This is a genomic window from Erythrobacter sp. (genome assembly GCF_040217515.1).
GTDB lineage: Bacteria > Pseudomonadota > Alphaproteobacteria > Sphingomonadales > Sphingomonadaceae > Erythrobacter.
In genome coordinates this window covers 130,382-156,035 of the sequence record NZ_JAVJPT010000004.1, presented here as the reverse complement: position 1 = coordinate 156,035, position 25,654 = coordinate 130,382, and the positions used below count along the sequence as shown (strand labels likewise).

The 25,654-nt window shown below is 65.7% G+C and carries 21 protein-coding genes and 1 pseudogene; 5 read left to right on the top strand and 17 right to left on the bottom strand.

All coding sequences use genetic code 11. The annotated features are described in order from the left end of the window. Genes RIB52_RS04735 through RIB52_RS04720 form a run of 4 tightly spaced genes read right to left on the bottom strand, consistent with a single transcriptional unit; the run spans window position 1 to window position 4,154 of the window. A complete protein-coding gene (locus tag RIB52_RS04735; protein ID WP_350173445.1) occupies window positions 1–1,248 on the bottom strand; it encodes a hypothetical protein in 1,248 nt (415 codons plus the stop codon). Further along, complete coding sequence (locus RIB52_RS04730; protein ID WP_350173443.1) at window positions 1,245–2,165, bottom strand: polysaccharide deacetylase family protein; 921 nt, start codon at window positions 2,163–2,165, stop codon at window positions 1,245–1,247. The genes RIB52_RS04735 and RIB52_RS04730 overlap by 4 nt, the downstream gene beginning before the upstream one ends. A gap of 16 nt (window positions 2,166–2,181) precedes the next feature. Beyond that, window positions 2,182–2,949 (bottom strand): maleate cis-trans isomerase family protein, encoded by a 768-nt coding sequence (locus tag RIB52_RS04725; RefSeq protein WP_350173441.1) that lies wholly within the window; start codon window positions 2,947–2,949, stop codon window positions 2,182–2,184. Then, window positions 2,949–4,154 carry an FAD-dependent oxidoreductase gene (locus RIB52_RS04720; RefSeq protein ID WP_350173439.1) on the bottom strand — a complete coding sequence of 402 codons (1,206 nt, stop codon included), beginning with the start codon at window positions 4,152–4,154 and terminating at the stop codon, window positions 2,949–2,951. The genes RIB52_RS04725 and RIB52_RS04720 overlap by 1 nt, the downstream gene beginning before the upstream one ends. Before the next feature lie 270 nt (window positions 4,155–4,424). On the opposite strand from RIB52_RS04720, the gene RIB52_RS04715 reads away from it, so the two are divergent. Further along, window positions 4,425–5,387, top strand: a complete 963-nt coding sequence (locus RIB52_RS04715; RefSeq protein ID WP_350173437.1) for a phytanoyl-CoA dioxygenase family protein — start codon at window positions 4,425–4,427, stop codon at window positions 5,385–5,387. Window positions 5,388–5,390: 3 nt separating this feature from the next. Here the strand turns inward: RIB52_RS04715 and RIB52_RS04710 are convergent, their stop codons facing one another. Further along, window positions 5,391–6,566, bottom strand: a complete 1,176-nt coding sequence (locus RIB52_RS04710; RefSeq protein WP_350173435.1) for a serine hydrolase domain-containing protein — start codon at window positions 6,564–6,566, stop codon at window positions 5,391–5,393. Then, a complete protein-coding gene (locus tag RIB52_RS04705) occupies window positions 6,563–7,522 on the bottom strand; it encodes an alpha/beta hydrolase family protein (protein WP_350173433.1) in 960 nt (319 codons plus the stop codon). The genes RIB52_RS04710 and RIB52_RS04705 overlap by 4 nt, the downstream gene beginning before the upstream one ends. 120 nt (window positions 7,523–7,642) lie before the next feature. Here RIB52_RS04705 and RIB52_RS04700 point away from each other — a divergent pair, with 120 nt between their 5' ends. Further along, window positions 7,643–9,094, top strand: a complete 1,452-nt coding sequence (locus tag RIB52_RS04700; protein ID WP_350173431.1) for an FAD-dependent oxidoreductase — start codon at window positions 7,643–7,645, stop codon at window positions 9,092–9,094. On the opposite strand, the gene RIB52_RS04695 is transcribed toward RIB52_RS04700, so the two are convergent. The 4 genes and pseudogenes from RIB52_RS04695 to RIB52_RS14805 all read right to left on the bottom strand — a co-directional run. After that, a complete protein-coding gene (locus RIB52_RS04695) occupies window positions 9,091–9,372 on the bottom strand; it encodes a hypothetical protein (RefSeq protein WP_350173429.1) in 282 nt (93 codons plus the stop codon). The two genes, RIB52_RS04700 and RIB52_RS04695, sit on opposite strands and share 4 nt — an antisense overlap. Beyond that, complete coding sequence (locus RIB52_RS04690) at window positions 9,369–10,418, bottom strand: class I SAM-dependent methyltransferase (RefSeq protein ID WP_350173427.1); 1,050 nt, start codon at window positions 10,416–10,418, stop codon at window positions 9,369–9,371. The genes RIB52_RS04695 and RIB52_RS04690 overlap by 4 nt, the downstream gene beginning before the upstream one ends. Next, window positions 10,415–11,821: an MFS transporter gene (locus tag RIB52_RS04685; protein WP_350173425.1), complete on the bottom strand. Its 1,407-nt coding sequence runs from the start codon at window positions 11,819–11,821 to the stop codon at window positions 10,415–10,417. Before RIB52_RS04685 ends, RIB52_RS04690 begins: the two co-directional genes overlap by 4 nt. 524 nt (window positions 11,822–12,345) lie before the next feature. Beyond that, a pseudogene (locus tag RIB52_RS14805) lies at window positions 12,346–12,891 on the bottom strand (serine hydrolase domain-containing protein); the annotation flags it as partial. A 520-nt stretch (window positions 12,892–13,411) separates the two neighbouring features. Here RIB52_RS14805 and RIB52_RS04675 point away from each other — a divergent pair. Beyond that, entirely contained in the window at window positions 13,412–15,823 is a 2,412-nt protein-coding gene (locus RIB52_RS04675) for a TonB-dependent receptor (RefSeq protein WP_350173421.1), read from the top strand. Between the two features lie 84 nt (window positions 15,824–15,907). Here RIB52_RS04675 and RIB52_RS04670 read toward each other — a convergent pair whose 3' ends face one another. From RIB52_RS04670 to RIB52_RS04650, 5 genes are read right to left on the bottom strand one after another with little or no spacing between them, the layout of a single operon-like run. Continuing rightward, window positions 15,908–16,906 (bottom strand): ornithine cyclodeaminase family protein, encoded by a 999-nt coding sequence (locus RIB52_RS04670; protein WP_350173419.1) that lies wholly within the window; start codon window positions 16,904–16,906, stop codon window positions 15,908–15,910. A gap of 3 nt (window positions 16,907–16,909) precedes the next feature. Further along, window positions 16,910–17,437 carry a cupin domain-containing protein gene (locus RIB52_RS04665; protein WP_350173417.1) on the bottom strand — a complete coding sequence of 176 codons (528 nt, stop codon included), beginning with the start codon at window positions 17,435–17,437 and terminating at the stop codon, window positions 16,910–16,912. A gap of 12 nt (window positions 17,438–17,449) precedes the next feature. Beyond that, window positions 17,450–18,271: an alpha/beta fold hydrolase gene (locus tag RIB52_RS04660; protein ID WP_350173415.1), complete on the bottom strand. Its 822-nt coding sequence runs from the start codon at window positions 18,269–18,271 to the stop codon at window positions 17,450–17,452. After that, window positions 18,265–19,755, bottom strand: a complete 1,491-nt coding sequence (locus RIB52_RS04655) for an aldehyde dehydrogenase family protein (protein WP_350173413.1) — start codon at window positions 19,753–19,755, stop codon at window positions 18,265–18,267. The genes RIB52_RS04660 and RIB52_RS04655 overlap by 7 nt, the downstream gene beginning before the upstream one ends. A 3-nt stretch (window positions 19,756–19,758) precedes the next feature. Then, the gene (locus tag RIB52_RS04650; RefSeq protein ID WP_350173411.1) at window positions 19,759–21,168 is read right to left on the bottom strand and encodes an MFS transporter; all 1,410 of its coding nucleotides are present in this window, start codon (window positions 21,166–21,168) and stop codon (window positions 19,759–19,761) included. 119 nt (window positions 21,169–21,287) lie between these two features. Between RIB52_RS04650 and RIB52_RS04645 the strand changes: the two genes are divergently transcribed. Together RIB52_RS04645 and RIB52_RS04640 are read left to right on the top strand one after the other, a co-directional pair. Further along, on the top strand, window positions 21,288–22,901 hold the full coding sequence (locus RIB52_RS04645) for an FAD-binding oxidoreductase (protein WP_350173409.1): 1,614 nt from the start codon (window positions 21,288–21,290) through the stop codon (window positions 22,899–22,901). Window positions 22,902–22,911: 10 nt separating this feature from the next. Beyond that, on the top strand, window positions 22,912–24,078 hold the full coding sequence (locus RIB52_RS04640) for an FAD-dependent monooxygenase (RefSeq protein ID WP_350173407.1): 1,167 nt from the start codon (window positions 22,912–22,914) through the stop codon (window positions 24,076–24,078). Here RIB52_RS04640 and RIB52_RS04635 read toward each other — a convergent pair whose 3' ends face one another. Both RIB52_RS04635 and RIB52_RS04630 read right to left on the bottom strand, forming a co-directional pair. Further along, window positions 24,079–25,164: a class I SAM-dependent methyltransferase gene (locus RIB52_RS04635; RefSeq protein ID WP_350173405.1), complete on the bottom strand. Its 1,086-nt coding sequence runs from the start codon at window positions 25,162–25,164 to the stop codon at window positions 24,079–24,081. It abuts the gene before it with no gap. After that, window positions 25,161–25,520, bottom strand: a complete 360-nt coding sequence (locus tag RIB52_RS04630; protein ID WP_350173403.1) for a hypothetical protein — start codon at window positions 25,518–25,520, stop codon at window positions 25,161–25,163. Before RIB52_RS04630 ends, RIB52_RS04635 begins: the two co-directional genes overlap by 4 nt. Between the last annotated feature and the right edge of the window lie 134 nt (window positions 25,521–25,654).

Here is a 25,654-nt window from a genome sequence, read left to right as displayed (position 1 = left end):
CTATTCCGGGCGCTCATCCTCGGTGAACATGGTGTCGCGTTTGAGCGAGGCGATCACCGCGTCCTGAAGCGCCGGATCGACCACCGGCCCGCTCGAGATCATCATGCTGGTCCCCGGTACGAATTCGTCCGGCCCGCCGATATATTGCCTGATCGTCTGCTCGTTCCAGACGAGGCCGTTCTTCCCCGCCGCCGCGAGCGCGGGGGAATAGGGGAAATTGGGCACGGTGCCTGCGCGCTGGCCGAAGATGTTGGCAAGGTTGGGCCCGACGAGATGCGCCTCGCCCGGCTCCATCGTGTGGCAGAACTTGCACCACTTGTAAGTCTCGCGCCCGGTGGTGAGCTGGAACTCGGTCGGCGGGGTCCATGCGACCTCGGCCAGCCGCTCCCGGTGCCAGGTGATCGAGGGGTCCGCTTCGACCACCACGCCGCTCGAAAAAGGCGTCACGCGGAACAGCAGGTAGGGCATGGTCAGCCCGAAAGCCACCACTGCTGCCACGCCCGCCAGCGCGCCCGTGTTCCAGGCGATGCCGCCCCGCTTGCCCTCGGTCGCGGCGAAACGCCCCTTGCGCAGCGCGCGAACGGCGAGCCAGAAGGCCGCGCAAATGCCGAGGAAAATCGCGGCGGCGATATAGCCCGGCTCGCGCGCGGCGAAGGAGTTGATCGCGTAGATGAACAGCGCCGCGCGGACGAGGAACAGGAGGCCGAAGCCCGCCGGAAAGGCGCTGAGGAGCCCCTTGCCGTAGCGCGCGAAGGTGTAACCCGCGCTCACCAGCGCCGCGAGCGCGATCAGCACGGTCGCATTGGCGGAGGCCGAGTGGAAATAGCCGGTGAATTTCCAGACCGAATGGTCCTTGCCGATCGGCGCGGGTATGGTGAAGAGGCCCGCCGGGTCGATCGCACGCCCCTCGGTCCAGCCATAGAGAAAGCCGAGCGGCCCGCCGAGCACAACCAGAAGAAGCACGGCAAGGCACAGCGCATGGTGCCAGAACCGCGCCGCCGGGGGCAGGATGTCGGAGGAAATCGCCCCGCGCTCGCGCCACCACAGCCACAACCGCCACACGCCGAAAACGAGCAGGGCGATGCCGATGGCGTAGTGCCAGCTCCTCGCAAGGTCGCGCACGGCCGATTCCTTGTCGAGCCGCGGCAGGATGACGATGAGGAAGGAATGCGCGATCAGCGACAGGCAGAACGCCCAGCCGACAAGCCGCGCCCGCGCGCTTTCCCCGGTGGTCGCGCTTTCGCTCATGCGCCCAGCTGGCCGGGGAAATGCGCCTCGTGGTTTTCGGCATACCAGTCGGCGATTTCCTCGCGCGTGGCCCACCAGATGCCGTCGAGCGATTGGGCATATTCGATGAATTCGCGCAGCGCCCGGATCGTGTAGGCCCGGCCCGAGACATGCGGGTGGAGCCCGACATTCATGATCCGCCCGGTTTTCGCGCCCTCTTCGTGAAGGACCTTCAGTTCCTCGATCAGGATGTCGCGGTATTCGTCGGTGGTGCGCGCATTGCGGGTGAGGATGGTGAAATCGTTGATGACGTTGGAATAGGGCGTCGCGACGATCGGCCCGGCATCGGTGCGGATCATGTAGGGCTGGTCGTCGTTCATGATGTCGCAGTATGCCTTGAACCCTTCCTCGACGAGGATGGTCGGCGTGTTGAGCGTGCCGCGCAGCGAGCTTGAGAGCCAGACCTTTGGCTTTCTCCCGGCATGCTTTTCGTACATCGCGACCGAGCGGGCGATGATGTCGCGTTCGGCGTCGATGTCGTCGTGGAAATCGGTGAGCAATTCGCCCTGTTCGTAATTGTGCGCGATCAGTTCCCAGCCGCGCTCCAGGCAGGCATCGGCCATCGCGCGGCGGCGCTCGAAGGTTACGGCATTGACCGTGCAGCCCGCCTTGGCGCCCATTTCGTCGAACATGTCGAACATCCGCCACACGCCCACGCGCTGGCCGTATTCGCGCCAGGAATAATTGGGATAGTCCGGGATGCGCCCGGCGAGCGCGTTGGGGAGCAGGGCGGGGCCGCCCGCGTAATAGGGCTGGTCGGTGTCCTTGACGAGGTCCCAGGTTTCCAGGTTGAAGGTGAACATCAGCGCCACCTTCGCCCCGTTCGGCCATTTCAGCGGCGCGCGTTCGGGCAGCGGGACATAGTCGTATTCAAACATTATTCTTGGGGCCCCCTCAAAACTCTTCCATCAGCCGGCCGAAGCCCGCTTTTTTGTCCATGATGCCGTTCTGGCGCAGCGCGTTCCAGTAGGTCGCGGTGTTGATCGCGATCACCGGTTTGCCGAGCCAGAGTTCGGCTGCGGCGGCGAGTTTCACCATGGACAGGTTGGTGCCGACCTGCACCAACGCATCGACATCGTCGCCGTCGAGTTTCTTCAATTCCTCGCGCAAGGGCGAGACGGGAACCTGCGCGATTGCGGTCCAGCTCGGGCATTGCAGGCAGGTGTCGCGCACGACCTCGATCCCGTGATCAGCCATGAATTGCGAAACCTGCGCATTGGCGCTGGGATAATAGGGGGAGATGACGGCGATCCTCTTGATCCCGCCATAGGCCTTGAACGCCTCGATCAGCGACTGCGAGCCGGTGCACAGGGAAAGGCCCGCCTCGTTTTCGATATTCTCGCGCCATTTGGCCGCGCCTTCCGCGCCGCCATAAAAGGTCACCGCGCTCATCCCCATCACGAGATAGTCGGGATTGCAGGTCAGCACCCCGCGCACGGCCTCGACCGTGTTGCGGCTGATCTCCAGGGTCCCGGCCATGAAGGTCTCGTCCGAAATCGCCTGGGCATCGTCGACCACGATGCGGCTGTAATGGTTGGTCACGCCGGGCACGCGAAGATCGTCGAAATCGGGCTGGACCACCGTGTTGGTCGACGGGCCGAGCACGCCGAACAGCCGCCTGTGGCCGAGAACATCCGGGTTCGGGCGAGGCTTCAGCGGCATTAGGCGGCCATCCTTTCGCGTTCCACGCATTCGATCATCGACTGGCGCAGCAGGAATTCGCGGCGCTTTTCGGGATCGGCGCGGATCGCTTCCATCTCGGCCTTGCGGCGGGCGTGCAGCTGGCCCTCGCCTTCCTTGAGGTATTCCATGTTGCGGATCGTCTGGGCCTGGATGAACTCGTGCGTGGTGGTGCGCCGCTGGCGTTCGAAGGCGGACAGCTCATGATCGGCATCCGCGCCTTCGCCGAACACCCGCACCAGCCGACCGGCGAGGTTGAAGGCATCGTGAATCCCGCTGTTCATGCCGAAGCCGCCGATCGGGTTGTTGAGATGCGCCGCATCCCCGATCAGCGCGACGCGGCCGTCGAGAAAGCTCTTCGCTACGCGCTGGTGGACGCGGTAGATCGTGCGGTGGTGGGTTTCCACCTCCTGCCCGCGCCCGATCAGCCGATCGAACACGTCGGCCTTCTTCGCATCGGCGAGCAGTTCCTCATCCGGCGTGTCCATATCCGCCGGGACCAGGACGCGCCATAGCGAGGGCACGCGCAGCAGCACCATCCATTCCGCCGGGTCCGAGACGTAATTGACGTGGCACAGATTGGAGATGTGCTCTTCCAGCGGTTCGGTGGTGGTAAAGCAGAGGAATTTTTCGGGATAGGTGAAGCCGTGGAATTCGGTCCCCAGCCATTTGCGCACCGTGCTGTTCGCCCCGTCCGCGCCGATCAGGTAATCGGCCGTGATCTTCATGATCGATAGAGGCCCCTCGGCGTGGATCGTCACCTCGTCCGGCCCCTGTTCGATCGCCGCGACGCGGTGGCCAAACAGGACTTCGGCCCCGTCCTGTTCGCGCACCAGTTCGCTGAGCATGCGCGAGAGGTGGTATTGCTCGCACTGGACGCGGTAGGGATAGCGGGTCGCATCGGCGATCTCGGCCATGTCGAAATCGATCACCTCGCCCGTGCGCCGCTCGCGGAAGTGGTAGACGGGCGCCTTCAGCCCCTTTTCGATCAGCCGCCGCGTGATGCCGAACTCGTCGAGCATTTCCAGCGTCGGCGGGTGGAAGGTCGAGGCCCGCAGGTCGAGCGCGCAGTCCGCGCCTTCTTCCAGCAGGACGACATCGACCCCCTGGCTCGCCAGGCAATAGGCCGCGACCGTGCCGACCGGTCCTGCCCCCGCAATCGCGACCTGCGTGCGAATTTCCTTCATCCCTTCGCGGCTCCGTACTGTTCTCATGATGTGTCAACGGCCCCGCAGGGCCGCGCCTGGTGACACGATCTCTCGACGCTCCAAAGCGCTCGGGGAAACCTTGCCGGACGGTGTTTCTCGCCCTGCGGTCAATGGATGCGCCTGCGACACAAGCGGTGTCGGCCCTATCCGACATGCGGATAGGGCGGCCTGCGGGTCCGAGTGCATCGGGGCGGCGCTGATAGGCTCCCGCGTGAACATGCGATAAGACCGATACGAGGACACGCGATCATGGCCTTCAACACCAGTCCGCTGCGGGACATTACCGAGGAAGACATCGAAACCTACGCCCGCGACGGCGCGGTCTGCCTGCGCAAGGTCCTGTCCGAAGACTGGGTCAAGGCACTCGAGCCGATCGCGCGCGAGGTCATCGTCGACAAGAAGGATGTCGGCCTGCTGCCCACCATTCCGGGCCGCTACATGGCGCGCTGCATCGAGGAATACCGCCGGCTCGTGTTCGAAGGCCCGGTGGCGGAGGCGGCGGGCAAGGTGATGCAGTCGAAGGAAATCCGCTTCTTCTTCGACGAATTCTTCGCCAAGCCGCCGCAATCCGATGCCGCGACCCTGTGGCACTGCGACCGCATGGCCTTCCCGGTCGAAGGCTTCATGGTCCCTTCCCTGTGGATCCCGCTCACCCCCATCGTCGAGGAGAACTGCCTCGAAGTGCTTGCGGGGACGCAACACGACGACGTGCCCTACTGGCTGTTCAGCCCGAATGCGCGCAAGATGATCAAGCCCGACGACCGCGTGCCCCATCCCGATATCGAAAGCCGCCGGGGCGAGGAGGGCCTCAGGTTCCTCAAATGGGAGATGGACCCGGGCGACATGCTCATCGTCCATCCTTGGGCGTTGCATTATTCCGCAGGCAATCCGACCGACGACTGGCGCGTGGCGGTGTCGATCCGGGTGTTCGGCGACGATATCCGCTGGGCCCCGCGGCCCGACTGCCTCAATATCGCCGGGTGCAGCTTCGACGAAATGCTCGACGGGGAGAAGCCGGCCGGCCCGCTCTTTCCGCTGCTCTGGTCCGAAGACGGGCGCAAGGACGATGACAGCGCCTATCCGCGCGGATTTGCGACCACCTGGTCGAGCAAGGCGATGGGCGATGTCAACGAATACGAGACCTTCAAGAAGATGAAGGAAAAGGAGGACGCGAACCTCCTGTCCGACCGCCGTACCGCGCCGGCGGAATAGGGCTCACTCGACCGCGCGCGCCAGCAGGTTGGGGATGCGCGAATCGTCATAGGTCAGGTCTACCTCGCCGATCCGCACCACGGTCAGATCGTGCGAGGGCAGGACATAGACCCGCTGCCCGCCGAACCCGTCGAAATAGACGATGTCCTGCGCTTCGAAGGGTTCGGAATGCGGCACCTTGACGGGGTTTTCCTTGCTATAGGCGCGCTGCGGGGTGTGTTCGCGGCCCAGCCAGACATGCAGGCCGTATTGGGCATTCGCGTCCGAAGGCGATGCCATGGCCGCGATCCAGCTTTCGGGCACGACCTGTTCGCCGCCCGCGCGGCCCTCGTTACGGATCAGCTCGCCCACACGCGCCCAGTCGCGCAATGTCGCCTGCATCCCGGCATAGCCGCGCGCCTTGCCTGCGGGATCGACCCACACCCGCGCCGGGCCATTGCCGATGGGACACCACAGTTCGGCCTCGAGATATTCGAGCACGCCGCCCTTGCCCTGTGCCGACAGCGCGCGATCGAGCGCGAGCGTGAGCAGTTTGGTGACCGCATTGTTGTAGGAAAACTCGCTTCCCGGCTCGCCCGCCAGTTCGAGCTTCACAGCCTCCGCGCCGATATCGGGGGCGAAGATGATTTTCATGAAATCGGACGGGGCAAGGCCCGATGACATGGTCAGCATCTGCTCGAGGGTGATGTCCCCGCGCGGATCCTGCGCCCATTCATCGAGGTAATCGCCGATGGGGTCGTCGACCGACCCGATAATTCCGTCGCGGATCGCAATGCCATAGAGCAGGGCGATGAGCGATTTCATCATGGACGCCGATGCGCTGGTGCTGGTGACGCTCGCGCCGCCGGCATAGCTTTCGTGGATCGGCACGCCATCGTGCAGCACGAGCAGGCCAAGTCCCTTGTGCTTGTGCGAGAATGCCTGCGCCCCCTTCAGCGCCGCCGCGAGACCGGCGTCCGGTTCGCGCGCCTCGGGAAAGTCGCTCGCACATCCCTCAAGCGCGTAGGTCGGGCGGTAGCGTTCGACATCGAGCACGCTCGCGCCCTGCATGTCGGCGGGCGTCATCGGGTTGTCGAGGTCGGAATAGCGATCCTCGCCCGGTTCGGCAGTCGCCCCGCCTGCAAGGCACAGCGCGAGCGCTGCGGGGGCGAGCCAGCGGGTCATCGTGCGCGCCGTCATGCCGCGTCCTCCTGATAGCTTTCGCCCGGCAGCGTATCGCCGACGCGGCAGGCAGGGGCATCGTGCACATGGCGCTGAATGAAGGAAAGCGTGCGTTCGAGCGCGCGGGCGAAAAGGCGCGCCTCGTCCGCGCCGACTTCGCCGGGGCGGCCGAAGCTTCCGCCGAAATAATGGTCGATTCCCTCCCCGACCCATAGCGCGCGTGCGCCCTCGGGCGCTTCCTCGTGGCTCGCAAGGTGCGCGCGCCAGTCGTCGATGAAGCCGGGCAGCACGTCTGCCGTCCCCGAGATGGTCAGCGCGGGCGCGGAAAGGCTGGCCCAGCCTTCCTTTGCCATCAGCCCGGGCATCGGCCCGGGCGGGGAAAAGGCGACCACCGCATCCAGTTCGGGCATGCGCCGCTCGATGCTGGTGCCGTCCGGCTCGATCGCGCGCGCACCGCCGTAAAGCTGGGCGATCAGCGCGCCATAGGAATGCCCGAGCGCGATGATCTTGCCCGGATCGAGCGTCAGCCCGCGTTCGGACAGTGCCGCGCGCAGCGCCGCATCGGGATCAAGCGCGAGTTCCATGTCGGCGGTGCGTCCCGCCCAGGTGACGGGGTGCGAGGGCCGCTCGGCTTCGCCTTCGCGGCGCGGATATTCTTCCGAGTCCACATGCATCGGCGCAATCACGACGAAGCCTGCCGCTGCCAGCGGTTCGAGCATGGCCTCGTAGCGCCCCGGCGTCGCAAAGGCCCCGTGGGAGAAACCGACGAGCGGATAGGCCCCGGGCTCGGCGGGGGCGAACACGGTGAGGGGGACCATGCGCCCGTCCTCGGCCCGGCGCTCGAGCGTGAAGCTCTGCGCCTCTGCCGCGAGCAGGTCGGCGCAGGCGGGTGGAGCGGATTCCTCGGCTGCAAGATGGGGCGTGCCCATGGCGAGCATTAACGGCGAAAGGGCGGCGATCAGGCGTTTTGTCATGTCCGCCAGATTGACAGCAGCAGGCGCACGGCCGGACCGCCTGCGCGGCCAGTGTCCGCCAGTCGAATAGCGCCGAGCGCCGCAGCGGCGTGCGCGGGCGATCTGGTAGCTTTTGCGTCCATGACGAAACGCTCTGTCCTGATCAGCGGTGGCGGTCCGGCGGGGCTGGCGGCAGCGCTGCTGTTCGACCGGCTCGGCTGGGACGAGATCGTGCTTGCCGAACGCCGCGCGGGCCCTTCCGATTTCGAGAAGAACAAGAGCTTCAACTACCTCGTCGACAAGCGTTCGCAGCGGCTGTTCGAGAGGCTCGGGATACTGGACCGTCTGCCGCCGGTTGGGGTGGCGACGCGCGAATTCACCGCGACGACGATCACTCCCGATGGCAAGGCCGAGACGAAAGGCGTGCCGATCATCGATCCGGGCCGGCCCGTCTGTTACTGGACAACGCGCCGCGCGCTGCTGACCATGCTCTACGAGGCGATCGGGGACCTTGCGAGCGAGCGGGTGCGGCTGCTCTATGGACACAAGGCCGCAGGGCTCTCACGCAGCGAGGCTGGCGGGCTTTCGGTCGAGGTCGAGGACGGCGAGGGCCGCACCGAAACTTTCGAGCCGACGCTGGTTCTCGCCTGCGACGGGCTCAATTCCGCGATCCGCGCCGGGCTGTCGGCCATGCCCGGAACCGATCCTGCGCGTTTCGAAATGATCGCAACGCCCTCGCTGTCGACGGGTCTGCGCTACAAGGTGCTCAACCTGCCCTCGCGTTTCGCGACGAAGGGCGGGGCCGAAGTGGACGACCCGGCGATGAGCTACATCCTGCCCTCGCGCCACAAGGAGCGCACGAAGGCCTGCGCCCTGTTCGCTTTCCCGGTGGCCGATGCGAGCCATCCGCGCAGTGTCAACATGATCCGCGAGGCGGACCATGAACTCTGGAAGCTGGCGACGGCGGACGATTTGTTCGCCTTCCTCGAGGATTCCTTCCCCCAGCTTGCCATACGCGAGCTGGTGAGCCGCGAAGAGGCGGAGGATTTCGTGTCGCTCGAAGCGGGCGCCTTCCCCGCTCCGCAATATGCGCGCGAACTGCTGGCATCCTTCGGTGAGGGCGAGCAGGGCGCCGGGGCGCGCAGCCATGCCCTGCTGGTGGGCGATGCGGCGCACGCCTTCCCCCCCGATCTCGGGCTGGGGGTCAATTCCGCGCTGCAGGACGTGGACAGGCTGGCCCACCATCTCGAGGCGGAGAGCGACCTCGACAGCGCGCTCACCGCCTATGCCGGGGAGCGCCTGCCCGAAGCGCGCGACCTGTGCTGGCTGGTGACGCATGTCTTTCCCGAGCAATACAATCATCGCCCCTGGGCGATGCGGCGCTGGATCGCGGGGTTCATGCTGCGCCGCGGGCTCAACGCGGTGGCCCCGCAGGTGTTCGCCCGTCCCGGCTTCTTCCTCACGCAGGACCCCGATCTCACCTATGGCGAGATGCGCGCCGCGATCGAGCAGACCGACGCGCGGCTGAAAATGGCAGGGATCGGCTCGCTCGCCCTTGGCGCGGCGGCAAGCGCGCTGGCGCTGAGGGGTTAGTCCCGGTCGGCGCCCTGGAGCGCCGCGACCACGCCTGCGGTTATCGTCGCCATGGCGCCGTCGATCCGCTTCTGGAAGGCTTCGTCCGGCTCGAACGTGTCGATCGCCTCGACAGTGACGACGCCTTCGCGTTCGAGCAGCGTTTCGATCACCATCACCCGGTCGGTCAAGACCGCGACTTCGCGCGTCAGCGAAAGCACGGCCCGCGCGAGGTTGTCGACGTGCTCCGGCCCGAGGATCTGGTTATCGGGCGTGTTGAAATCGCGCGGGTCCTTCATGCGGCCGGTTTCCGCCCCTGGATGACATAGGGGTAGGGACCGCTGCTGGTCACCCCCTCGAAGCCGGCTTCGCGCGCGACCGCCTCGAGATCGAGGCTCGCGCTTTCGCGCCAGTGCGGCTCGCCCCCGAACATCGCGCCGCGGTCGGCCTTCCACACGGCGAGCTTGTCCATGTCGGAATAGCGCGTGACATCGCTCATGATCATGTCGCCGCCAGGCTCGAGCACGCGGAAAGCCTCGGCGAAGACCTTGCGGATCGCGTCGGCGGGCATTTCGTGGAGAATGATGTAGCTCGCGACGAGATCGAAGCTTTCATCCGCGAAATCGGTTGCTTCGGCCGGCTGCTGGGAAAGCTGCCAGTTCCAGCCATTCGCATTCGCCGTGCGCCAGGCATGTTCGAGCATCCGGGCCGACAGGTCGACGCCGACGATCTGCGCGTCCGGGTATGTCTCGGCCAGCGCGGTGGTGAAGTGGCCCGAGGAACACCCCATGTCGAGGATGCGGGCATAGCTTGTCCGAGGGGCCATCGCGGCGACATCGCGGCGCTGCTGGAAGATGCCGCCGGGAAAGAATCGCCCGACGAGCTTCTTGTGGATGATCTCGCCGTGAATGTAGCCCATGTTTTCGTGCCCTTCCCAGCCGCCGGTGGTGCGGTGGAAATGCACGCCGTCCCAATAGTCGGGCGCTTTCATGTCCGGATCGAGCCGCAGGGTCGCGGGCCCCTGGCTGGCTGCCTCGAACAGCGGGGCGAGGTCGCCTTGGACTTCCTCGAAAGCTTCGGCCGAAATGCGTCCGTGCATCCGCCCGTGCCAGTCGCCGAGCAATTGCTGGACCGGATAGGCGGGGCAATCGGCGAGAGCTGCGTCCATGTGCACGAGCCGTTCGTCGAGATCCTCGGGGAGGGCCTCGGGATCGGGCACTGTGTCCGCGATAGCCGCATCGACCTTCGCCCGGACGGGACCGGAAGCCGCCGCCATTCCGGCGAGGAAATCGACCGAGGCGCGCCCGCGCTGGCGCAGCCTGGGGTCCTGGAAAGGTGTCGTCACGCTTGCGCTCCTTCCTTGGGTTCAAAATCCGCTTCGCTCAGCCGGTATCCCGCCAGCAATGCCATTGCGATCACGCCGAACACCGCTGGGAGCCACGATACCGAAATCAGCAGCGCCGTGTCGACATTCCCGCCCTGCGGCACGTCGAAGGGCAGGGAATTGTCGAACCCGGCAAAGGACAGCGCGAAGCCGACGATCAACGGGCCGATCGCGCCGGTCAGCTTCTCGACGAAGCTGTAGAGCGCGGTGAAGGCCCCCTCGCGGCGAACGCCGGTGCGCTCTGCATCGGCATTGATGATGTCGGTCAGCATGCTCATCGCCATCACGACATTGCCGCTGAATGCAAGGCCGACAATCGCGCCGCGCACCACGATCGCCCAGATCGGCTCGCCTTCCCCCGCGAGCGACCAGCTCAGCGCGTAAAGCACGTTCGTCCCGGCGGCGAGGTAATAGGCGTTCTTCTTGCCGATCCGGCGCGACAGGCGCACCAAGAGCGGCGCGCAGATGATGGTCGAGGCGGTCACGGTCACGCCGAAGATCGCGAGCACATCGAAATTGCGCCCGAGGCTCTGCACGAAGAAATAGGCGAAAGCCGCCGCAGTCGTCTGCACGCCCAGCAATTGCGCGAACTTGACCGAGATGAGACGCAGGAAATCGCGATTCTGTTTCACCGCGCCGAATTCCTCGACCAGCTGGCTCATATTGCTCTTGGTCGATTTGCGCTCGCTGGTGGTAAAGCGCGCGACGCGGGTTGCGAAATAGGCGGTCATCAGGCTGGCAAAGATCAGCGCGGCGCAAATCAGCCCGACGATCGCCCAGCTTTCCGCCTCGGTCTTGCCCAGCCGTTCGAGCACCACCTTGACGCCCGCACCCGCGACCAGCGAGCCCAATGACACGAACACCATGCGGAACGCATGGATCGAGGAGCGTTCGTGATAATCCTCGGTCATTTCGGCGGGCATCGCCATGTAGGGGATGTTGTAGATCGTATAGCCGATCGCGTAGAAACTCAGCACGATGAACAGGTAGAGCGCGGTCAGGTACTGATTGCCGAGCATCGGCGTGGTGAAAATCAGCGCGAAGCTTGCCGCGGCCATGATCGCGCCCCAGAACAGGAACGGTCGGCGCCGCCCGCGCGGGGATTCGAACCGGTCGCTCCACACCCCGACCACCGGATCGGTGACGACGTCGATGAGCTTGGCAAGGAAGATCACGGTCCCGGCAATGGCCGGTTCGATCTGCAGGATGCTTGCCGCGAATAGCAGGATCAGGCCCGAAATCCCGTTCATCAGCAACGAGATGCCGAACGCGCCCGAGCCCCAGCCGAGCTTCAGCGAGAAGGGCAGCTTCGCCGAAGGGGCCGGAGCCTCGTCGGCCGGGATCGGGGCGGCGGTGGTGGCCATCAGCGGGTCCTTGCGCTCTTTGCTTTACCGGGCACTGCTTGTGGTTCGGGCAGCGGCTCGCCGGTCCGGGCGGCCGCGTCGCGGATCAGCAGGTTGGGAAGGACGGTGTTGTCCCATGGAGCATCCTTGGGCGGTGCATTGCCGGTGCGCAGCACGATCATGTCCTGTGACGGGATCATGTAGACGACTTGGTTGGCATTGCCGTCGAACAAGGCGAGATCGCGGTCGAGATAGGGCTCGGCATGGTCGACCTTGCCGTAGGGCACGCTGGGATGGGCGAAGCCGCGCTTTTCCACGTAAGGACCCGCGACCCACACGCCCATGCCGTAATGCGGGTTCTGCTCGGTCGCCGTGCGCATCGCCTCGGCATACCCTTCGGGCAGCAGGCGTTCGCCCTCCCACATGCCATCATTCATAACCAGCATCGCCATGCGCACCCAGCTTTGCGCCGGAAGCAGCAGGCAGCAGCCCGAATGGGCCGTCCCGCCCTCGCGATTGACCCAGACCTCGCCGCCCATCGCCCCGATCGGCTCGAGCAGCGCCTCGGTCAGATATTCGGAATAGCGCATGCCCGTCGCCCGTTCGATGACGGGGGCGACGAGTTCGGCATTGGCGTTGGAATACTCGTAGCGCGTGCCCGCCTCGTGCGTGACCGGGTAATCGTTGATGATCACTTCGTCGTGGCGCGGGTGGAGATAGGCGCGGTTGAGGATGTCCTGCGGCTCGCGCGAGAAGCCTTGCGGCAGGAGCCCGGTGCGCATGTCGAGCAGGTGCCGCACGAGGATCTTTTCGCGCGCGGGATCGCCCTGCCACTCGGTGATGAAATCCGCGACCGGCTGGTCGAGCGATTCGATATGTCCCTCGACGATCGCTCGCCCGACGAGCAGCGCGGTGACGGGCTTGGCGAGCGAGCGCGAGACGATCGGCGTGGTGCGGTCCGTATCGCCGAAATAGCGTTCATGCTGGACGATGCCGTCCTTCACCACGATGAAGGCATTGGAATTGCGCGCGGCGGCGTAGCTTTCGGCCTTTGCCAGCGCCTCTGCCGACAGGGCCGGTTCGTCGGCCATCGGCAGGGGGCGGGCATTCTCGGCCCCCGCGACCGGTTCTAGCGGATCGTAGGAGGCGAGCCCTGCCCCGGTTCGTGCGGCTTCGAGCAGGCGGTTGAAACGCGCCTCGTAGAGCGCCTCGTCCTCGGCCGGGTAGGTCGTGCGATTGTCGGCCGATGCCATGGCGGCGGGTGCGGGGGTGGGCGCGGCGATCTCCTGCGCGTCTTTGGCGTTTGTTGCGCTGCCCTGTTTGCCTGCGTCCTGCGCCTGGACGGCGACCGCAAGCGCAAAGGCGGCGCTCGCCGCCATCAGGCGGGCAAGGTGCGAGCCGGCAATCGCGGGATGCGCGACATGCCTCATGTTCAGATGCGGAACCCCTTTTGCCATCCTTCGAACCTAGCCTGTTGCATGGACGCTTCAGGTCGATGACCCTGATTTGACCGCCAGTCGGAGAAATTGAACCCATCGCCGCGACATGTCTTCGCTCAAGCCCCCATTTTTGCATCCGGTGTCGCGAAACATTCAATAACGGGGGAACATCATGGTCCGTTTCACACGGGGGACAAGCATCGGCGCGCTCGCCGCGAGCCTTGCGCTCGCCGCACCGCAGGCCGTTTTCGCGCAGGACAATGAAATGGCCGAGGACGCGGAAACGCCGAACACGCCGACCATCATCGTCACCGCGCGCAGCCGGGCGGAGGATATCCAGGACGTTCCCATCGCCATCACCGCTTTCGGCGAAGAGGACATCGACCGCCGCGGCTTGCAGGAACTCGACGACGTCGCGCGCTTCACGCCCGGCTTCAGCTTCGAGGATTTCTCCGGCGGTTTTGCCCAGCCCGTCATCCGCGGGCAGGCGACAACCCGCGTGACCGCGCTGGAATCCAACGTCTCGACCTTTTTCGACGGGATCTACATCCCGCGCTCGTGGGCGGTCGATATCGGCACGGTCAACCTGTCGCGGATCGAGATCGTCAAGGGTCCGCAAAGCGCCCGCTACGGCCGGAACGCCTTTTCGGGTGCGATCAACTATATCCCCAAAAAAGCGCAGATGACCGGCGACATCGAAGGTGAGATCACCGGGACCGTCGGGACCGATGAACGCTACGATTTCGGGGCCTTTCTCAATTTCTCCGTGACCGATAATTTCGCGCTTGCGGCGAGCTACAATTCCTCGAGCTTCGACGGGACCTGGGACAACGTCCATCCCTTTGCCGACAGTCTCGACATCGACGGGCCGAGCACCGATGGCAATGCCGGCGGCTGGGACAACGAGGCGGTGTCGGTCAGCGCCATCGCCGAAATCACGCCGGGCGTCACCGTCGCTGCGTCCTACAATTATTTCGACATCAGCCAGGAAGGGCGCGCCTCGCGCTATTTCGGAGATAGCACCGGCGGCATCCTCGATCCCGAACAGAGCCTCGCTCTCACGCCGATCACCAATGCGGGCGCGCTGCGTTTCGGCAGTTTCCCGCTGCTGGTGGGTGAATTTCCCGATCCTGCCGATGCGATCGCGCTCGATCCGCGCAGCTTCGCCAACCAGTCGCAGACCGGTATTTTCCGGGCCGAAATCAATGCCGAGATCACCAGCGACCTCACCTTCAACTACATTTTCGGCAACGTGAACGGCGATGTGAACATCGGCACCAGCGGGGAACCGGACCCGATCAATTGCGGCACGCTCGTCAATATCGTCGCCCCGCTGTGCAACTTCCAGCAGACCCCGGTCGGCAGCATCGACTACGACACGCACGAAGCGCGGCTGACATTCGACAATTCCTCGATCCGTGCCTCGGTCGGCGGGTTCATCTCGGACGGGACGGACTCCAACCAGTTCTCGAGCATCAACCTGCAACCGATCACCGATGCGAACAATTTCCAGCCGCTGCTCGGCACCCCTGTTCCCAGTTCGAACCTGGCCGGCCCGTTCAACATCCTGTTGGCCGACGAGAACACCCGCACCGAAGTCGTCTCGGTCTTCGGCGAATTCTACTGGACCTCGGCCGACGGGCGGCTGACGCTGGGCGCTGAGGCGCGCTATTCGGAGACCGAGATCACCGCCGACGACAACCGCCGCGCGGTCACGCTGAACGAGACGTTCGACGAATTCACCCCGCGTTTCACGGTTGAATACGAGGCGAGCGCCGATGTCCTGCTCTTCGCCACCGCCGCGCGCGGGGCCAAGGCGGGGGGCTTCAACGTCACCGCCCGGCAGGTCGAAGATCGCACTTTCGATCCGGAAACCAACTGGACCTACGAAGCGGGCATCAAGAGCGCGTTCCTGAACGGCGACCTGATCTTCAACGCCTCGGTCTTCTACACCGACTGGCAAGATATCCAGATCAACGCGGCGGACGAGGACCCGGCCAATCCCAACGATCCGAACGTGCCCAACATCACCGTCAATCTTGGCGATGCCGAAGTCTACGGGATCGAACTGGCCACCCGCTGGCAGGCGACCGACAATCTCAGCCTCGATGCGACCTTCAGCCACACCGAGGCGACCTATGGCGATGATACGGTCGACAGCCGTTTCAGCCGCGGCACGCCCGGGGTGACGGTTCCGTGCGACAATATCGTGTGCAATGCGAACGGCAATATCGGCGGCAATGAGGTCGAGCGCACGCCGCCGACCCAGGCCTCCTTCGGGGCGCAGTGGGATGGCGAATTCGGCGACGGGAACAGCTATTTCCTGCGCGGCGACACCAGTTGGCAGAGCGAATTCTTCGGCGACAGCGCGAACCTGTCGATCATTCCCGATCGCTTCCTCGTCAATGCGAGCGCGGGCGTGACCTTCGATGATCGCTATTCGATCCGGCTGTGGGCGCGCAACCTGCTCGACAACACCTATACCGCCAATGCCTTCATCGTGGTCCTGCCTTTCGGCAACACTTACGGGCAGTTCTTCGGCGAACGGCGCACGATCGGTGTGACCGCGACGGCGGATTTCTGAACCCGCGCGCCTTCGGGCGGGCGACAAGAGGGGGCGGCACCGGGGGATCGGTGCCGCCCCCTTTCTTTTTCGGGAGGGTGACGCTCAGGCGAGCAGGTCGATTTCGCTGCCGAACCCCTGCGCCTCGGCCGCGCGCCAGACGGCATGCGCCGCGGCAAGGTCCTGCGCGGCGACGCCCAATGATTTGTAGCAGGTGATGTCCCCGGCAGAGCCGCGCCCGAGCGCCGGATCCTGAGCGACCTCGCCGATCTCGGCAAGGATATGGTCCTCGGTAACGACGCCTGCCTCGATGGCGGCGAGAAGCTCGCCCGCCGCCGCCATCGCCGCCTCGCGGTAATCGACGTAAAAGCGCATCCGGCGGACCGCTTCGTGGTCGATTTCCGCGGTGGTGGGGATGGCCGACCCGACGAGATTGACATGTTGGCCCGGTTCGAGATCCGCCCCGGCGAGAACCGGCTCCTTGGCCGATGTCGTGGTGCACACGATGTCGGCTCCGGCAACCGCTCGCGCGGCGCTGGACGCGGTTTCGACGGGCACATCGAAACGCGCGGCCGCGCTCTCGGCGAAGGCCGCAGCGCGCTGCCCGTCGCGCCCCCACACGCGCACGCTTTCGATATCGCGCACCGCCAGCATGGCGGCGATATGGCGCATCGCCTGTTCGCCATTGCCGATGATCGCGAGCGTTTTCGCGTCCTCGCGCGCCAGCAGGTCCGTTGCCAGCGCGCTCGCCGCCGAGGTTCGGATCGCAGTCAGCGAGGCGCCTTCGACCATGGCGAGCGGCACGCCTTTGGAGCTGTCGAACAGCATCACCATGCCGACATGCGTGCCGAGCGGGTCATCGTGCGGGCGTTCGTACTTGCACACCAGCTTGATCCCGAAGCTCGCATCCGCCGCCTCGCCCGCCGTGTGAAGCGAACCGGGCATCAGCGCGAGCTTTCCCGCCGCGCCGGGGACGGGCATGAACTGGCGGATAGGCAGCGAGACATCGCGCCGCGAGACCGCGATCATCGCCTCGCGCATGACGGGCACGCAGGCATCGACCGGGAGCAGCCGCTCGACCGCGGATTGCGGTATGATGCGCATGGCCTAGCCCTGCGAACGCGGCGGCAGGAAGCGCATCTTCGCCATGACTTCCTGCACGTTATCGGGTCGGTCGAAGGGTTCGGGCATGTCCTCGCCCGGGGTGCGGTCGCGCCCGATGGCGTAGAACCAGTCCTCCAGTCCCGGGGGGAAGAAGACCCAGAACATCTTCATGTCCGTTTCGCCGGTGTTCTTGATCCAGTGGGTGCAATTGCGCGCGAACAGGATCGTCGTGCCGGGGCCGAAGGCGGTCACCTCGCCGTCGATATCGACTTCGCCCGTGCCTTCGTAGACGAAGACGAGCTCGTGGTTCTGTTTGTGCCCGTGTTCGCGCACCATTCCGCCCGGAGGCATGACTTGGATGCCGGACGAAAACGTGTCGTAGGGCATGTTGTCCGGAGTAAGATTGACGTTGACATAGCCCCGGCTCGGCATCGGCTGCCACAGCGAGCGGCCTTCGTCCGGGCCGACGATGACCGAGCGGCCTTTCGTGATGTGTCCGATGGGCGGGTGCGGAGCGGGTTCGCTTGCCATAAGGGCCTCCAATCAGCCTTTCAGGAATTGCAGCACGGCCTGGTTATACACCTCGGTGACGACACGGGGGCAGAAGTGGCCGCCGTGATCGAGCAGGTGCTCGCTAGCGTCCGGGATCAGCCGGGCGAGTTCCCGAGTGAAGCCGGGCGGGGTGATCTGGTCGTCCAGCGCGCCGATGCAGAACGTCGGGACCGTGATTTCGTGGAGGCGGCTGCGCAAATCGTGCGTGTAGACCGCGTTGATCCGCGACAGCTCCACCTCCAGCCCCGGAAAGGCGGCGAGGCGTTCCTCCATGAAGGTGCGCGCGCTTTTCATCTGCGGCTGGAGATAGCGGCTCGGCATGGCGAGGTAGGTGCCGGTGGTCAGATAGGCGAGCGGGCCGCAGGAGATGAGGATCTCGCGCCGGGTGCGGAACAGTTCGGTGAGATAGGTGTCCGGCCCCGCCCAGCTGCACGACAGGACGAGGCGTTCCAGCCGCTCGGGGTGCGAGAGCGCGATATGCTGCCCGATCGCCCCGCCGGTCGAATGGCCGACCAGCATGACCTTCTCGAGCCCGAGTCCGTCCATCAGCGCGAGCACGTCCTTTGCCATGTGCTCAGCACCGTAGACGACCTTGTCGGGGGTGGAATTGCCGCAGCCACGATGGTCGAAGGTGATGACCGTGAAGTCCGCCGCGAAAGCCGCGACCTGCTCCGACCAGAACGCCCCGCGCCCGCCGAGCCCGGCGACCAACAGCACCGGCGGGCCGCTTCCCGTTATCTCGGCGTGGATCTCCACCTCGCCGGGTTCGGGGCCGATATCGACCCGGCGCGTTTCGGTCGCTGCGTTCACCATGCCGACTTGAGCTGGGCGAAGACCGATTTCGTGTTGAGATAGAGTTCCAGCCCCTCGCGGCTGTTCTCGCGCCCGATGCCCGACTGTTTGTAACCGCCCAGCGGCACGTCCCAGTCCGCGCCCATCGCGGTGTTCACGCCGAGAATGCCGGCCTTGACCTTCTTCGCCATCGTGTGCGCGGTGGTGATGTCCCGGGTCCAGACGCAGCCCGCAAGGCCATAATCGCTGTCATTGGCGAGCGCGATGGCCTCGTCCTCGCTCTTGAAAGTCTGCGTGACGAGGACGGGTCCGAAGATTTCCTCGCGCACCACGGTCATGTCGTTAGTGGTGTTCGCGATCACGGTCGGTTCGAGGAAATAGCCCGTATTGCCGTGCCGCCGCCCGCCGCTGACGATCTCCGCGCCTTCGGCCTCGCCCTTCTGGACATAGCTTGTCACCCGGTCGAACTGCTTCTGGCTGACGAGCGGGCCGATCATGCTCTCCTCATCCAGGCCGGGAGCGATCTTCATGTTCCGGCCGAATTCGGCAATGCCCTGAATGACGGTGTCGGCGACATCCTCGTGAACATAGAGGCGCGAGGGCGCGGTGCAGGTCTGGCCGCTATTGTAGAAAATGCCGAGCGCGCTCGCGGGGATCGCCGCTTCGAGATCGGCGTCGGGCATGATGATGTTGGGCGACTTGCCACCCAGCTCGAGGCTGACCTTCTTCAGCCCCTCGGCGGCTGCGTGGGCGATGGCCTTGCCGGTCGCGGTCGATCCGGTGAAGGCGATCTTGTCGATCCCCGGATGATGCACCAGCGCATTGCCGACCGTGTGGCCGTAGCCGGTGACGATGTTGAGCACGCCTTCGGGAAGGCCGGCTTCGAGCATGATTTCGCCCAGCCGCAGGGCGGTGAGCGAAGTGTCCTCGGCGGGCTTCAGCACGGCGGTGCAGCCCGCGGCAAGGCAGGGGCCCAGCTTCATCGCGGCCATGACCAGCGGATAGTTCCACGGCACGATCAGCGCGGCGACGCCGACGGGTTCCCGGATCGTGTAGACGTGGTGTTCGCCCGGCATCCCGATCGAGTGGGTCGTGCCGTGGATCTTGTCGGCCCAGCCGGCGTAATAGCGGATCGCGCCGATCGCCGCCTGGACATCCATCCGCGCGAAATTGATCGGCTTGCCGTTGTCGAGCGTTTCGAGCTGGGCGAGCTGCTCCGCATTCGCTTCGAGAGCATTGGCGATGCGGTTCAGGAGCAGCGCGCGCTCGCCCGGCTTCATGTCGGGCCAAGGCCCTTCGTCGAAGGCATGGCGCGCGGCTTTCACCGCACGGTCCACGTCGGATTCCGCCGCATCGCCGATCCGGGCGAGGTTTTCGCCATCGGCGGGGTTGATCACGGGGATCGCGGCATCCTGCGACGGGTCCGACCAGCTCCCGCCGATCAGCATTTTCTTGTCGCTGCCGATGAAGGAACGGGTTTCGGGAGCGAGGTCTATAACGGCCATGATTCAGGTCTCCTGGGTTTCGGCGGCCGCCAGCATGCGGCGATAGGGGCCGAGCGCAGCGGCTATGAGGATGAGGCCGCACACCATTACGGCGGGTGCAGCGATGGCGAGGCTGAAATTGATCGCGGCCGGATCGGCGAACACCGCATCGGTCAGCCAGGCGACGAGGATCGGCCCGGCCGAATAGCCGAGCAGGTTGGCGACCAGCAGGTAGACCGCAATCACCTGCGCGCGCATCCGGTTGGGCGTGATGAGCGGGAAGGTCGCAACTCCCGCGCCGAACGGCACGGTTCCAAAAGCGAGCACTGCGGCGAGCAGGGCAAGCGACAGGCCGCCGTCCGCGACGAGCGGGAAAAGGACGGCGAATGGCAGGGCGATGACGATTGCCGCCATCGACAGTTTCAGCGTCGCATCGCGCACACCGCGCATGAGCAGCCTTTCGGCAAGGAACCCGCCCGCGACGACGCCCAGCGGCCCCGTCGCCATCACGACCGGGCCGAGCGCCTGCCCGACCTCGAGCTGGGTCCAGCCATGGCTGCGGATGAAAAAGCTCGGGGCCCACGCCCCGACCCCGAACTGCGCCGCAGCGAAGCTGGAAAAGCCGAAGAAAAGCGGGAAATAGACCCGGGCATGGCCGGCAAGAAAGCCGAGGATCTCGAATGCCGACGGTTCCTCGCCAGTGGCGGGGGCGAGCGTGTCGGGCTGGCGCGCAGGCTCGCGCACGAGAAGCAGGATGAGGCCAAAGAGCGGCACGCTCAGCATGGCGATTGCGAAAAAGGTCATCTGCCACGGCTGGAACGTGCCGAGCGCGGTCGTGACCGGCCCCGCCGCTTCGAGCGCGGCATAGAGCGCTCCGCCGATCACCAGGGCCAGGCCCGATCCGACGAAGCCGGATCCCGTGAAGACGCTGAGAGCGGCGGGTAGGCGTGCCTTTTCGAAATAGTCGGCGATCATCGAAAAACCCGCCGGGCTGAGCGTCGCCTCCCCGATGCCGATCAACATGCGGGCGAGGAAAAGGATCGCGAAACCGGCCGCGAAGCCGCTCATGAATGTCGCGCCCGACCAGCATACGAGCCCGCCGAGGATTACCCATTTGCGGTTGGAATGATCGGCCACCCACGCAAGCGGGATCGCCAGCAGGGCATAGAGTAGCGCGAACGAGAAGCCCTGCAACACGCTGATCTCGACATCGCTGAGGCCGAGATCCACCTTGATCGGCTCGACCAGCAGGTTGAGCACCTGGCGGTCGATATAGCTCACGATCGCGGCGAGCGAGAGGATCGCGACGACGCTCCATGCGCGCAAGAGCGAGGGCAGGGGGGGTGCCGCAGCGTGCTCGGCGGGAAAAGACCGCGCGCCGGGCGCGGCAGCGCTCGGCGGGAGGTCGGCAGGGCTGGTCGCCGCGTCGGACATGGCCAAGAGGCCTAGCGCAGGCCGTGCCGCACGCATGACAATGCGGCGACTTATCCGAAGGGTGGAGAGTGCTGCGCAGCCCCTCGCCGCGCATGCGGGGGCTGTCCACGGTGTCTGCCATGGCACTGTCAGCCCAGCCCCGATCCGCCCCGCCGCCACCGCCGGATGATGCATCGGGCGACACCGCCCTTGTTCGAGAGCTGGAGGCACTGCTCGGCGCGGGAGCGATCGTGACCGAGGAGGAGGAGCGCCGCTTCGCGGTGCAGGACCTGTTCTTCGAAGGCGCGTTGCCGCTGGCACTGGTGTCTCCCGGTTCCAGAGCCGAGGTGAGCGAGCTGGTGCGCTGGTGCGCGAGGAACGCAGTAGCGATCGCCCCGCGCGGGGGCGGCATGTCCTACACCGAGGCTTTCCAGCCGCGCGCCGCCCGCTCGATCGTGCTCGATTTTTCCCGTCTCGCGGCGATCCGCAGCGTGGACGTGGCCGACGGCAATGTCACCGTGGAGGCCGGCTGCACCTGGGCCGCGCTCGATGAGGCGCTCGCGAAAGTGGGCATGAGAGCGCGGTTCTGGGGGCCGATGTCGGGCGGCACGGCAACCGTCGGCGGCTCGCTCAGCCAGGGGTCGGTCACGTTCGGATCGGGCGAGGCGGGCGCGTCGGCCAATGCGGTCAAAAGCTTCGAGATCGTCACCGGCACGGGCGAGGTTCTGCTCACCGGATCCGACGGCAGCGCCGGAACCGGGCCATTCAACCGCAATTTCGGACCCGATATCACCGGCATCTTCGCCAATGATGCGGGCGCGCTCGGGATCAAGACCGCCGCCACGCTCGAGATCGAGCCACGGCCAGAGCGAGTAGACGGCATATCCTTTGCAGTGGATTCATTCGAGACGATGGCGGACCTCCTGCGCGAGGTGCGCCTGCGGCGGCTTTCGAGCGAGATCATCGCGATGGACGCAGAGGTCGCGCGCCAGAATGCGGGACCGCCGGACCTGAAGGAAGATGCGAAGGCGCTGGTTCGGATCGGGCGTTCGGCCGGAAGCGTTCCTGCCGCGCTGTCGCGCATGGCCCGGATCGCGGCGGCCGGGCGGCGGTTCCTCGACGGCGCGCTCTACACCGTCCATTTCGTGGTCGAGGGGCGCGACCGCCTCGAAATCCGTAGCCGCCTTGCCGCGATCCGGGCGCTGGCGGGCCAGGCGCGCGAGATCGTCAACACCGTGCCGCTCGCCACTCGCGCCGCGCCCTTTCCCGAGCTTCCGGTGACTCATCCCGACGGTCGCCGCCTGCTGCCGATCCACGGGGTGATCGCCGACAGCCGGATCGCTTCTTTCCACCGCGATTACTGCGCGCTGAAAGCCGAATATGCGAGCCGCATGGAGGCAGCGGGCGTGACGCTCGCCGAATTCTTCGCCGGTGTGGCGGGCGCGGGGACGCTCTACGAGCCGGTTTTTTACTGGCCCGACAGCGCAATGCTCTATCACCGCCGCAGGACCCCCGCCTATCTCGACGGCGTGGCGCAGGATTATCCCGAAAACCCGGAGGGGCGCGCGCTGGTGCGCGAGATGGTCGAAGCCATCGTTGCCCTGATGCGCGCGCACGGGGCGACCCATTTCCAGCTTGGGCGGCTCTACCCCTATGCCGAAACGCGCGAGGGCGAGGCGGGGCGGCTGCTGCGCGATCTCAAGGCACGGCTCGACCCGAACGGCATCCTCAATCCCGGGACACTCGGATTGTGAGGGGCGGGCTGTGACGCGAGAGCCTGTGAAAGTCGCGATCATCGGCGGCGGAATCGGCGGTCTGACGGCGGGCATCGCCCTGCGCCGGGCCGGATTCGAGCCCGTCATCTACGAACGCGCCGAGGAATTCGGCGAGGTCGGGGCGGGCATTTCGCTGAGCCCTAATGCGGTGAAGGGGCTGGAGGCGCTCGGCCTTGGCGACTTTCTCGCCCGCACCTCGAACGAGCCGCTCGACCAGTTTCTGTTCCACTGGAAAACCGGCGAGGAATTGCTCTGTTACGACCGGCGGGAAACACGGCAGGTCTATGGCGCGGCCTATTACCAGCTTCACCGCGCCGACCTGATGGCCGGGCTGGTCGAGGCTTTCGGACCAGGCAATTGCGTCATGGGCGCTGCGCTCGCGCGGCTTGATGAAGACGCGGACGGGATGCGCCTCGCCTTCGCCGACGGCCGCGAGGCGCGCGCCGATATTGCCATCGCCGCCGACGGCCTGCGCTCCGGAGTGCGCGAGCGCCTGTTCGATTCGTCCGAGCCGCGCTTTTCCGGCCATGTTGCGTGGCGCGCGCTGATCCCGGCGGACCGGCTTCCGGCGCGCGCGAGCGAGCCTGCCAGCATCAATCACATCGGGCCGGGCCGGAACCTCGTCACCTATCCGGTGCGCGGGCGGCAGCTCGTCAACATGGTCGCGCTTACCCGCTCGGACGAATGGGCCGAGGAAAGCTGGAATGCGCGCGCGCGGCCCGCCGAACTCGCCGCCCTGTTCGAAGGCTGGGCGGATTACGTGGACGCGGTGATCGGGGCGATTCCCCAAGACGCGCTTTATCGCTGGGGCCTGTTCGTGCGCGAACCGCTCGCTCGCTGGGTAAAAGGCCGGGTCGCGCTGCTGGGCGACGCGGCGCATCCTATGCTGCCCTATATGGGGCAGGGCGCGAGCTCGACGATCGAGGACGCGGTGGTGCTGGGCCGGTGCTTCGCGGCGGCGACGGAACCGCTCGAGGCCTTGCGCTTCTACGAAGCCGCCCGGATCGAGCGGGCCGGCTTCCTGCAGGCCGAAAGCAATCTCGGCGGCGATCGGCTGCAGGCCCTCGATCCCTATGCGCTGCGCGACAATCCGCCGCAGAACGAGGACGCGCTCGGGATCTTCAGCTACGATCCCGTGCGCGTCGAACTGGCTTGATCAGGCAGGCTTGGTCGCCACGATCGATTGCAGGAAATCGTTGCTGAGGCCGGGGCCATCGGCGACCTCGAAGCCGGCTTCGGCGATGATACCGCGGAAATCGGCGGCGACGAAATCGGGCGAATAGGGCTCGCAATTGTTGCGGCTGTCATAGTCGACCAGGAAGCGGGTCGAAGCGGAGACCTGTCCCTTGTCGTTGCTCGGGAATTCGTAGATCGTGAATGATCCGCCCGGGCGCAGCACTCGGTAAGTCTCGGCGAGGATTTCGCGCATCTTCTGGACCGGCACTTCGTGGAAGACGATGTAGCTCAGCACCAGGTCGAAGCTGTCGCTCTCGAAGCCCGTATCCTCGGCCAGCGCCTGCTTGAAATGGACCTCCTTGCCATGGTCCAGCGCGCGCGCATGGGCATAGCGGATCATCGGCTCCCCGACATCGAGGCCCCAGACTTCCGCGTCGGGGAAGCGGTCCTTGAGCAGGGTGGTCGCCTGCCCGATCGAGCAGCCGATATCGAGCACGCGGGCGACTTTGCCATCGGCAGGCGGTGTGGCGCGTTCGACCAGTTCGGCGTGCAGTTCGTCCTGGTCGTTGAAGCCCTCGTAGAACACCTTGGTCCCGTAATGGTATACCGCCCCGCCGAGCGGATCGTCGGTATAGCCGCCGGGCTGGCAGTGGATTTCGCGGCGGGTGTATTCGGGCGGGGTGAAGCCGGGCTCGATATGGAGCCGTTCGGGCGCCTTGGCCGCGGCCTCTTCCATCCACGCCATCAGTGTGTCGGCATCGCGCAAGAAGCTTTCGCGCGTGCGCCGCCACATCATTTCCTGCTGGGTGCGCACGAACCGCTGGAAAGTAGGCGTGACCGGGTTCTCCCCGAAAATACGCTGGATTTCGGTGAGCGGCACATGGCCGTCTTCGGCCTCCAGAGCGCCGCTTTCCATCGCCTGCGCAAGCCGGATCTCGCCGTGTTCGGCGACCTTGGGAAACATCTGCTGGATCGCGAGCCGCCGGAAGGAGGTGATGAATTCGAGATAGCTTTCATCGGCCAGCGTGGTGGGGCGGGGGGTGACCCCGATCATGCCGCGGTTCATGTGTCGTCTCCTGTTGAAGGCTGCTGTGCAAGAGGGGCAGGTCCGCGCGGGGTCGGGCGGCGCAGGAAGGCTCCGAAAACACGGTCAACCAGCGCCATGCGCTCTTTCTCGCGCCGGGCGATTTCCTCGGCCGAGGGGACATGCGCCTCGATCGCGTCCGAAACCTCGATGCCCTTTTCGGCGAGCACCGTCTCGAGCACGTTGACCCGGTCGTGATAGGTCCACACCGCGGCCGACAATTCGAGCAGCGCATCGAGGATGTTGTCGATCACGACATCGTCGAAATAGGCCTTGCCCGCTCCGCCGATCTCCTCGCCGAGCGTTTCCGGAACCTCGATGGCTGGCTTGTCGTCCATGGGTTGGGCAATCTCCTGTCCTTGAATTCAAACAATAGCCTGAGCGATGCGCCTGTCGGCAGGTGGCCTGCGCGCTCTGTTCGCCCAACGGATAATGGCGGGCCCGGCAGTCTTGTGCAAATGGGCGAAGCCTA

Coding starts and splice junctions, on each gene's coding strand:
- RIB52_RS04735 (WP_350173445.1), bottom strand. CDS start 1,248: ATGAGCGAAAGCGCGACCACCGGGGAAAGCGCGCGGGCGCGGCTTGTC.
- RIB52_RS04730 (WP_350173443.1), bottom strand. CDS start 2,165: ATGTTTGAATACGACTATGTCCCGCTGCCCGAACGCGCGCCGCTGAAA.
- RIB52_RS04725 (WP_350173441.1), bottom strand. CDS start 2,949: ATGCCGCTGAAGCCTCGCCCGAACCCGGATGTTCTCGGCCACAGGCGG.
- RIB52_RS04720 (WP_350173439.1), bottom strand. CDS start 4,154: ATGAAGGAAATTCGCACGCAGGTCGCGATTGCGGGGGCAGGACCGGTC.
- RIB52_RS04715 (WP_350173437.1), top strand. CDS start 4,425: ATGGCCTTCAACACCAGTCCGCTGCGGGACATTACCGAGGAAGACATC.
- RIB52_RS04710 (WP_350173435.1), bottom strand. CDS start 6,566: ATGACGGCGCGCACGATGACCCGCTGGCTCGCCCCCGCAGCGCTCGCG.
- RIB52_RS04705 (WP_350173433.1), bottom strand. CDS start 7,522: ATGACAAAACGCCTGATCGCCGCCCTTTCGCCGTTAATGCTCGCCATG.
- RIB52_RS04700 (WP_350173431.1), top strand. CDS start 7,643: ATGACGAAACGCTCTGTCCTGATCAGCGGTGGCGGTCCGGCGGGGCTG.
- RIB52_RS04695 (WP_350173429.1), bottom strand. CDS start 9,372: ATGAAGGACCCGCGCGATTTCAACACGCCCGATAACCAGATCCTCGGG.
- RIB52_RS04685 (WP_350173425.1), bottom strand. CDS start 11,821: ATGGCCACCACCGCCGCCCCGATCCCGGCCGACGAGGCTCCGGCCCCT.
- RIB52_RS04675 (WP_350173421.1), top strand. CDS start 13,412: ATGGTCCGTTTCACACGGGGGACAAGCATCGGCGCGCTCGCCGCGAGC.
- RIB52_RS04670 (WP_350173419.1), bottom strand. CDS start 16,906: ATGCGCATCATACCGCAATCCGCGGTCGAGCGGCTGCTCCCGGTCGAT.
- RIB52_RS04665 (WP_350173417.1), bottom strand. CDS start 17,437: ATGGCAAGCGAACCCGCTCCGCACCCGCCCATCGGACACATCACGAAA.
- RIB52_RS04660 (WP_350173415.1), bottom strand. CDS start 18,271: ATGGTGAACGCAGCGACCGAAACGCGCCGGGTCGATATCGGCCCCGAA.
- RIB52_RS04655 (WP_350173413.1), bottom strand. CDS start 19,755: ATGGCCGTTATAGACCTCGCTCCCGAAACCCGTTCCTTCATCGGCAGC.
- RIB52_RS04650 (WP_350173411.1), bottom strand. CDS start 21,168: ATGTCCGACGCGGCGACCAGCCCTGCCGACCTCCCGCCGAGCGCTGCC.
- RIB52_RS04645 (WP_350173409.1), top strand. CDS start 21,288: ATGGCACTGTCAGCCCAGCCCCGATCCGCCCCGCCGCCACCGCCGGAT.
- RIB52_RS04635 (WP_350173405.1), bottom strand. CDS start 25,164: ATGAACCGCGGCATGATCGGGGTCACCCCCCGCCCCACCACGCTGGCC.
- RIB52_RS04630 (WP_350173403.1), bottom strand. CDS start 25,520: ATGGACGACAAGCCAGCCATCGAGGTTCCGGAAACGCTCGGCGAGGAG.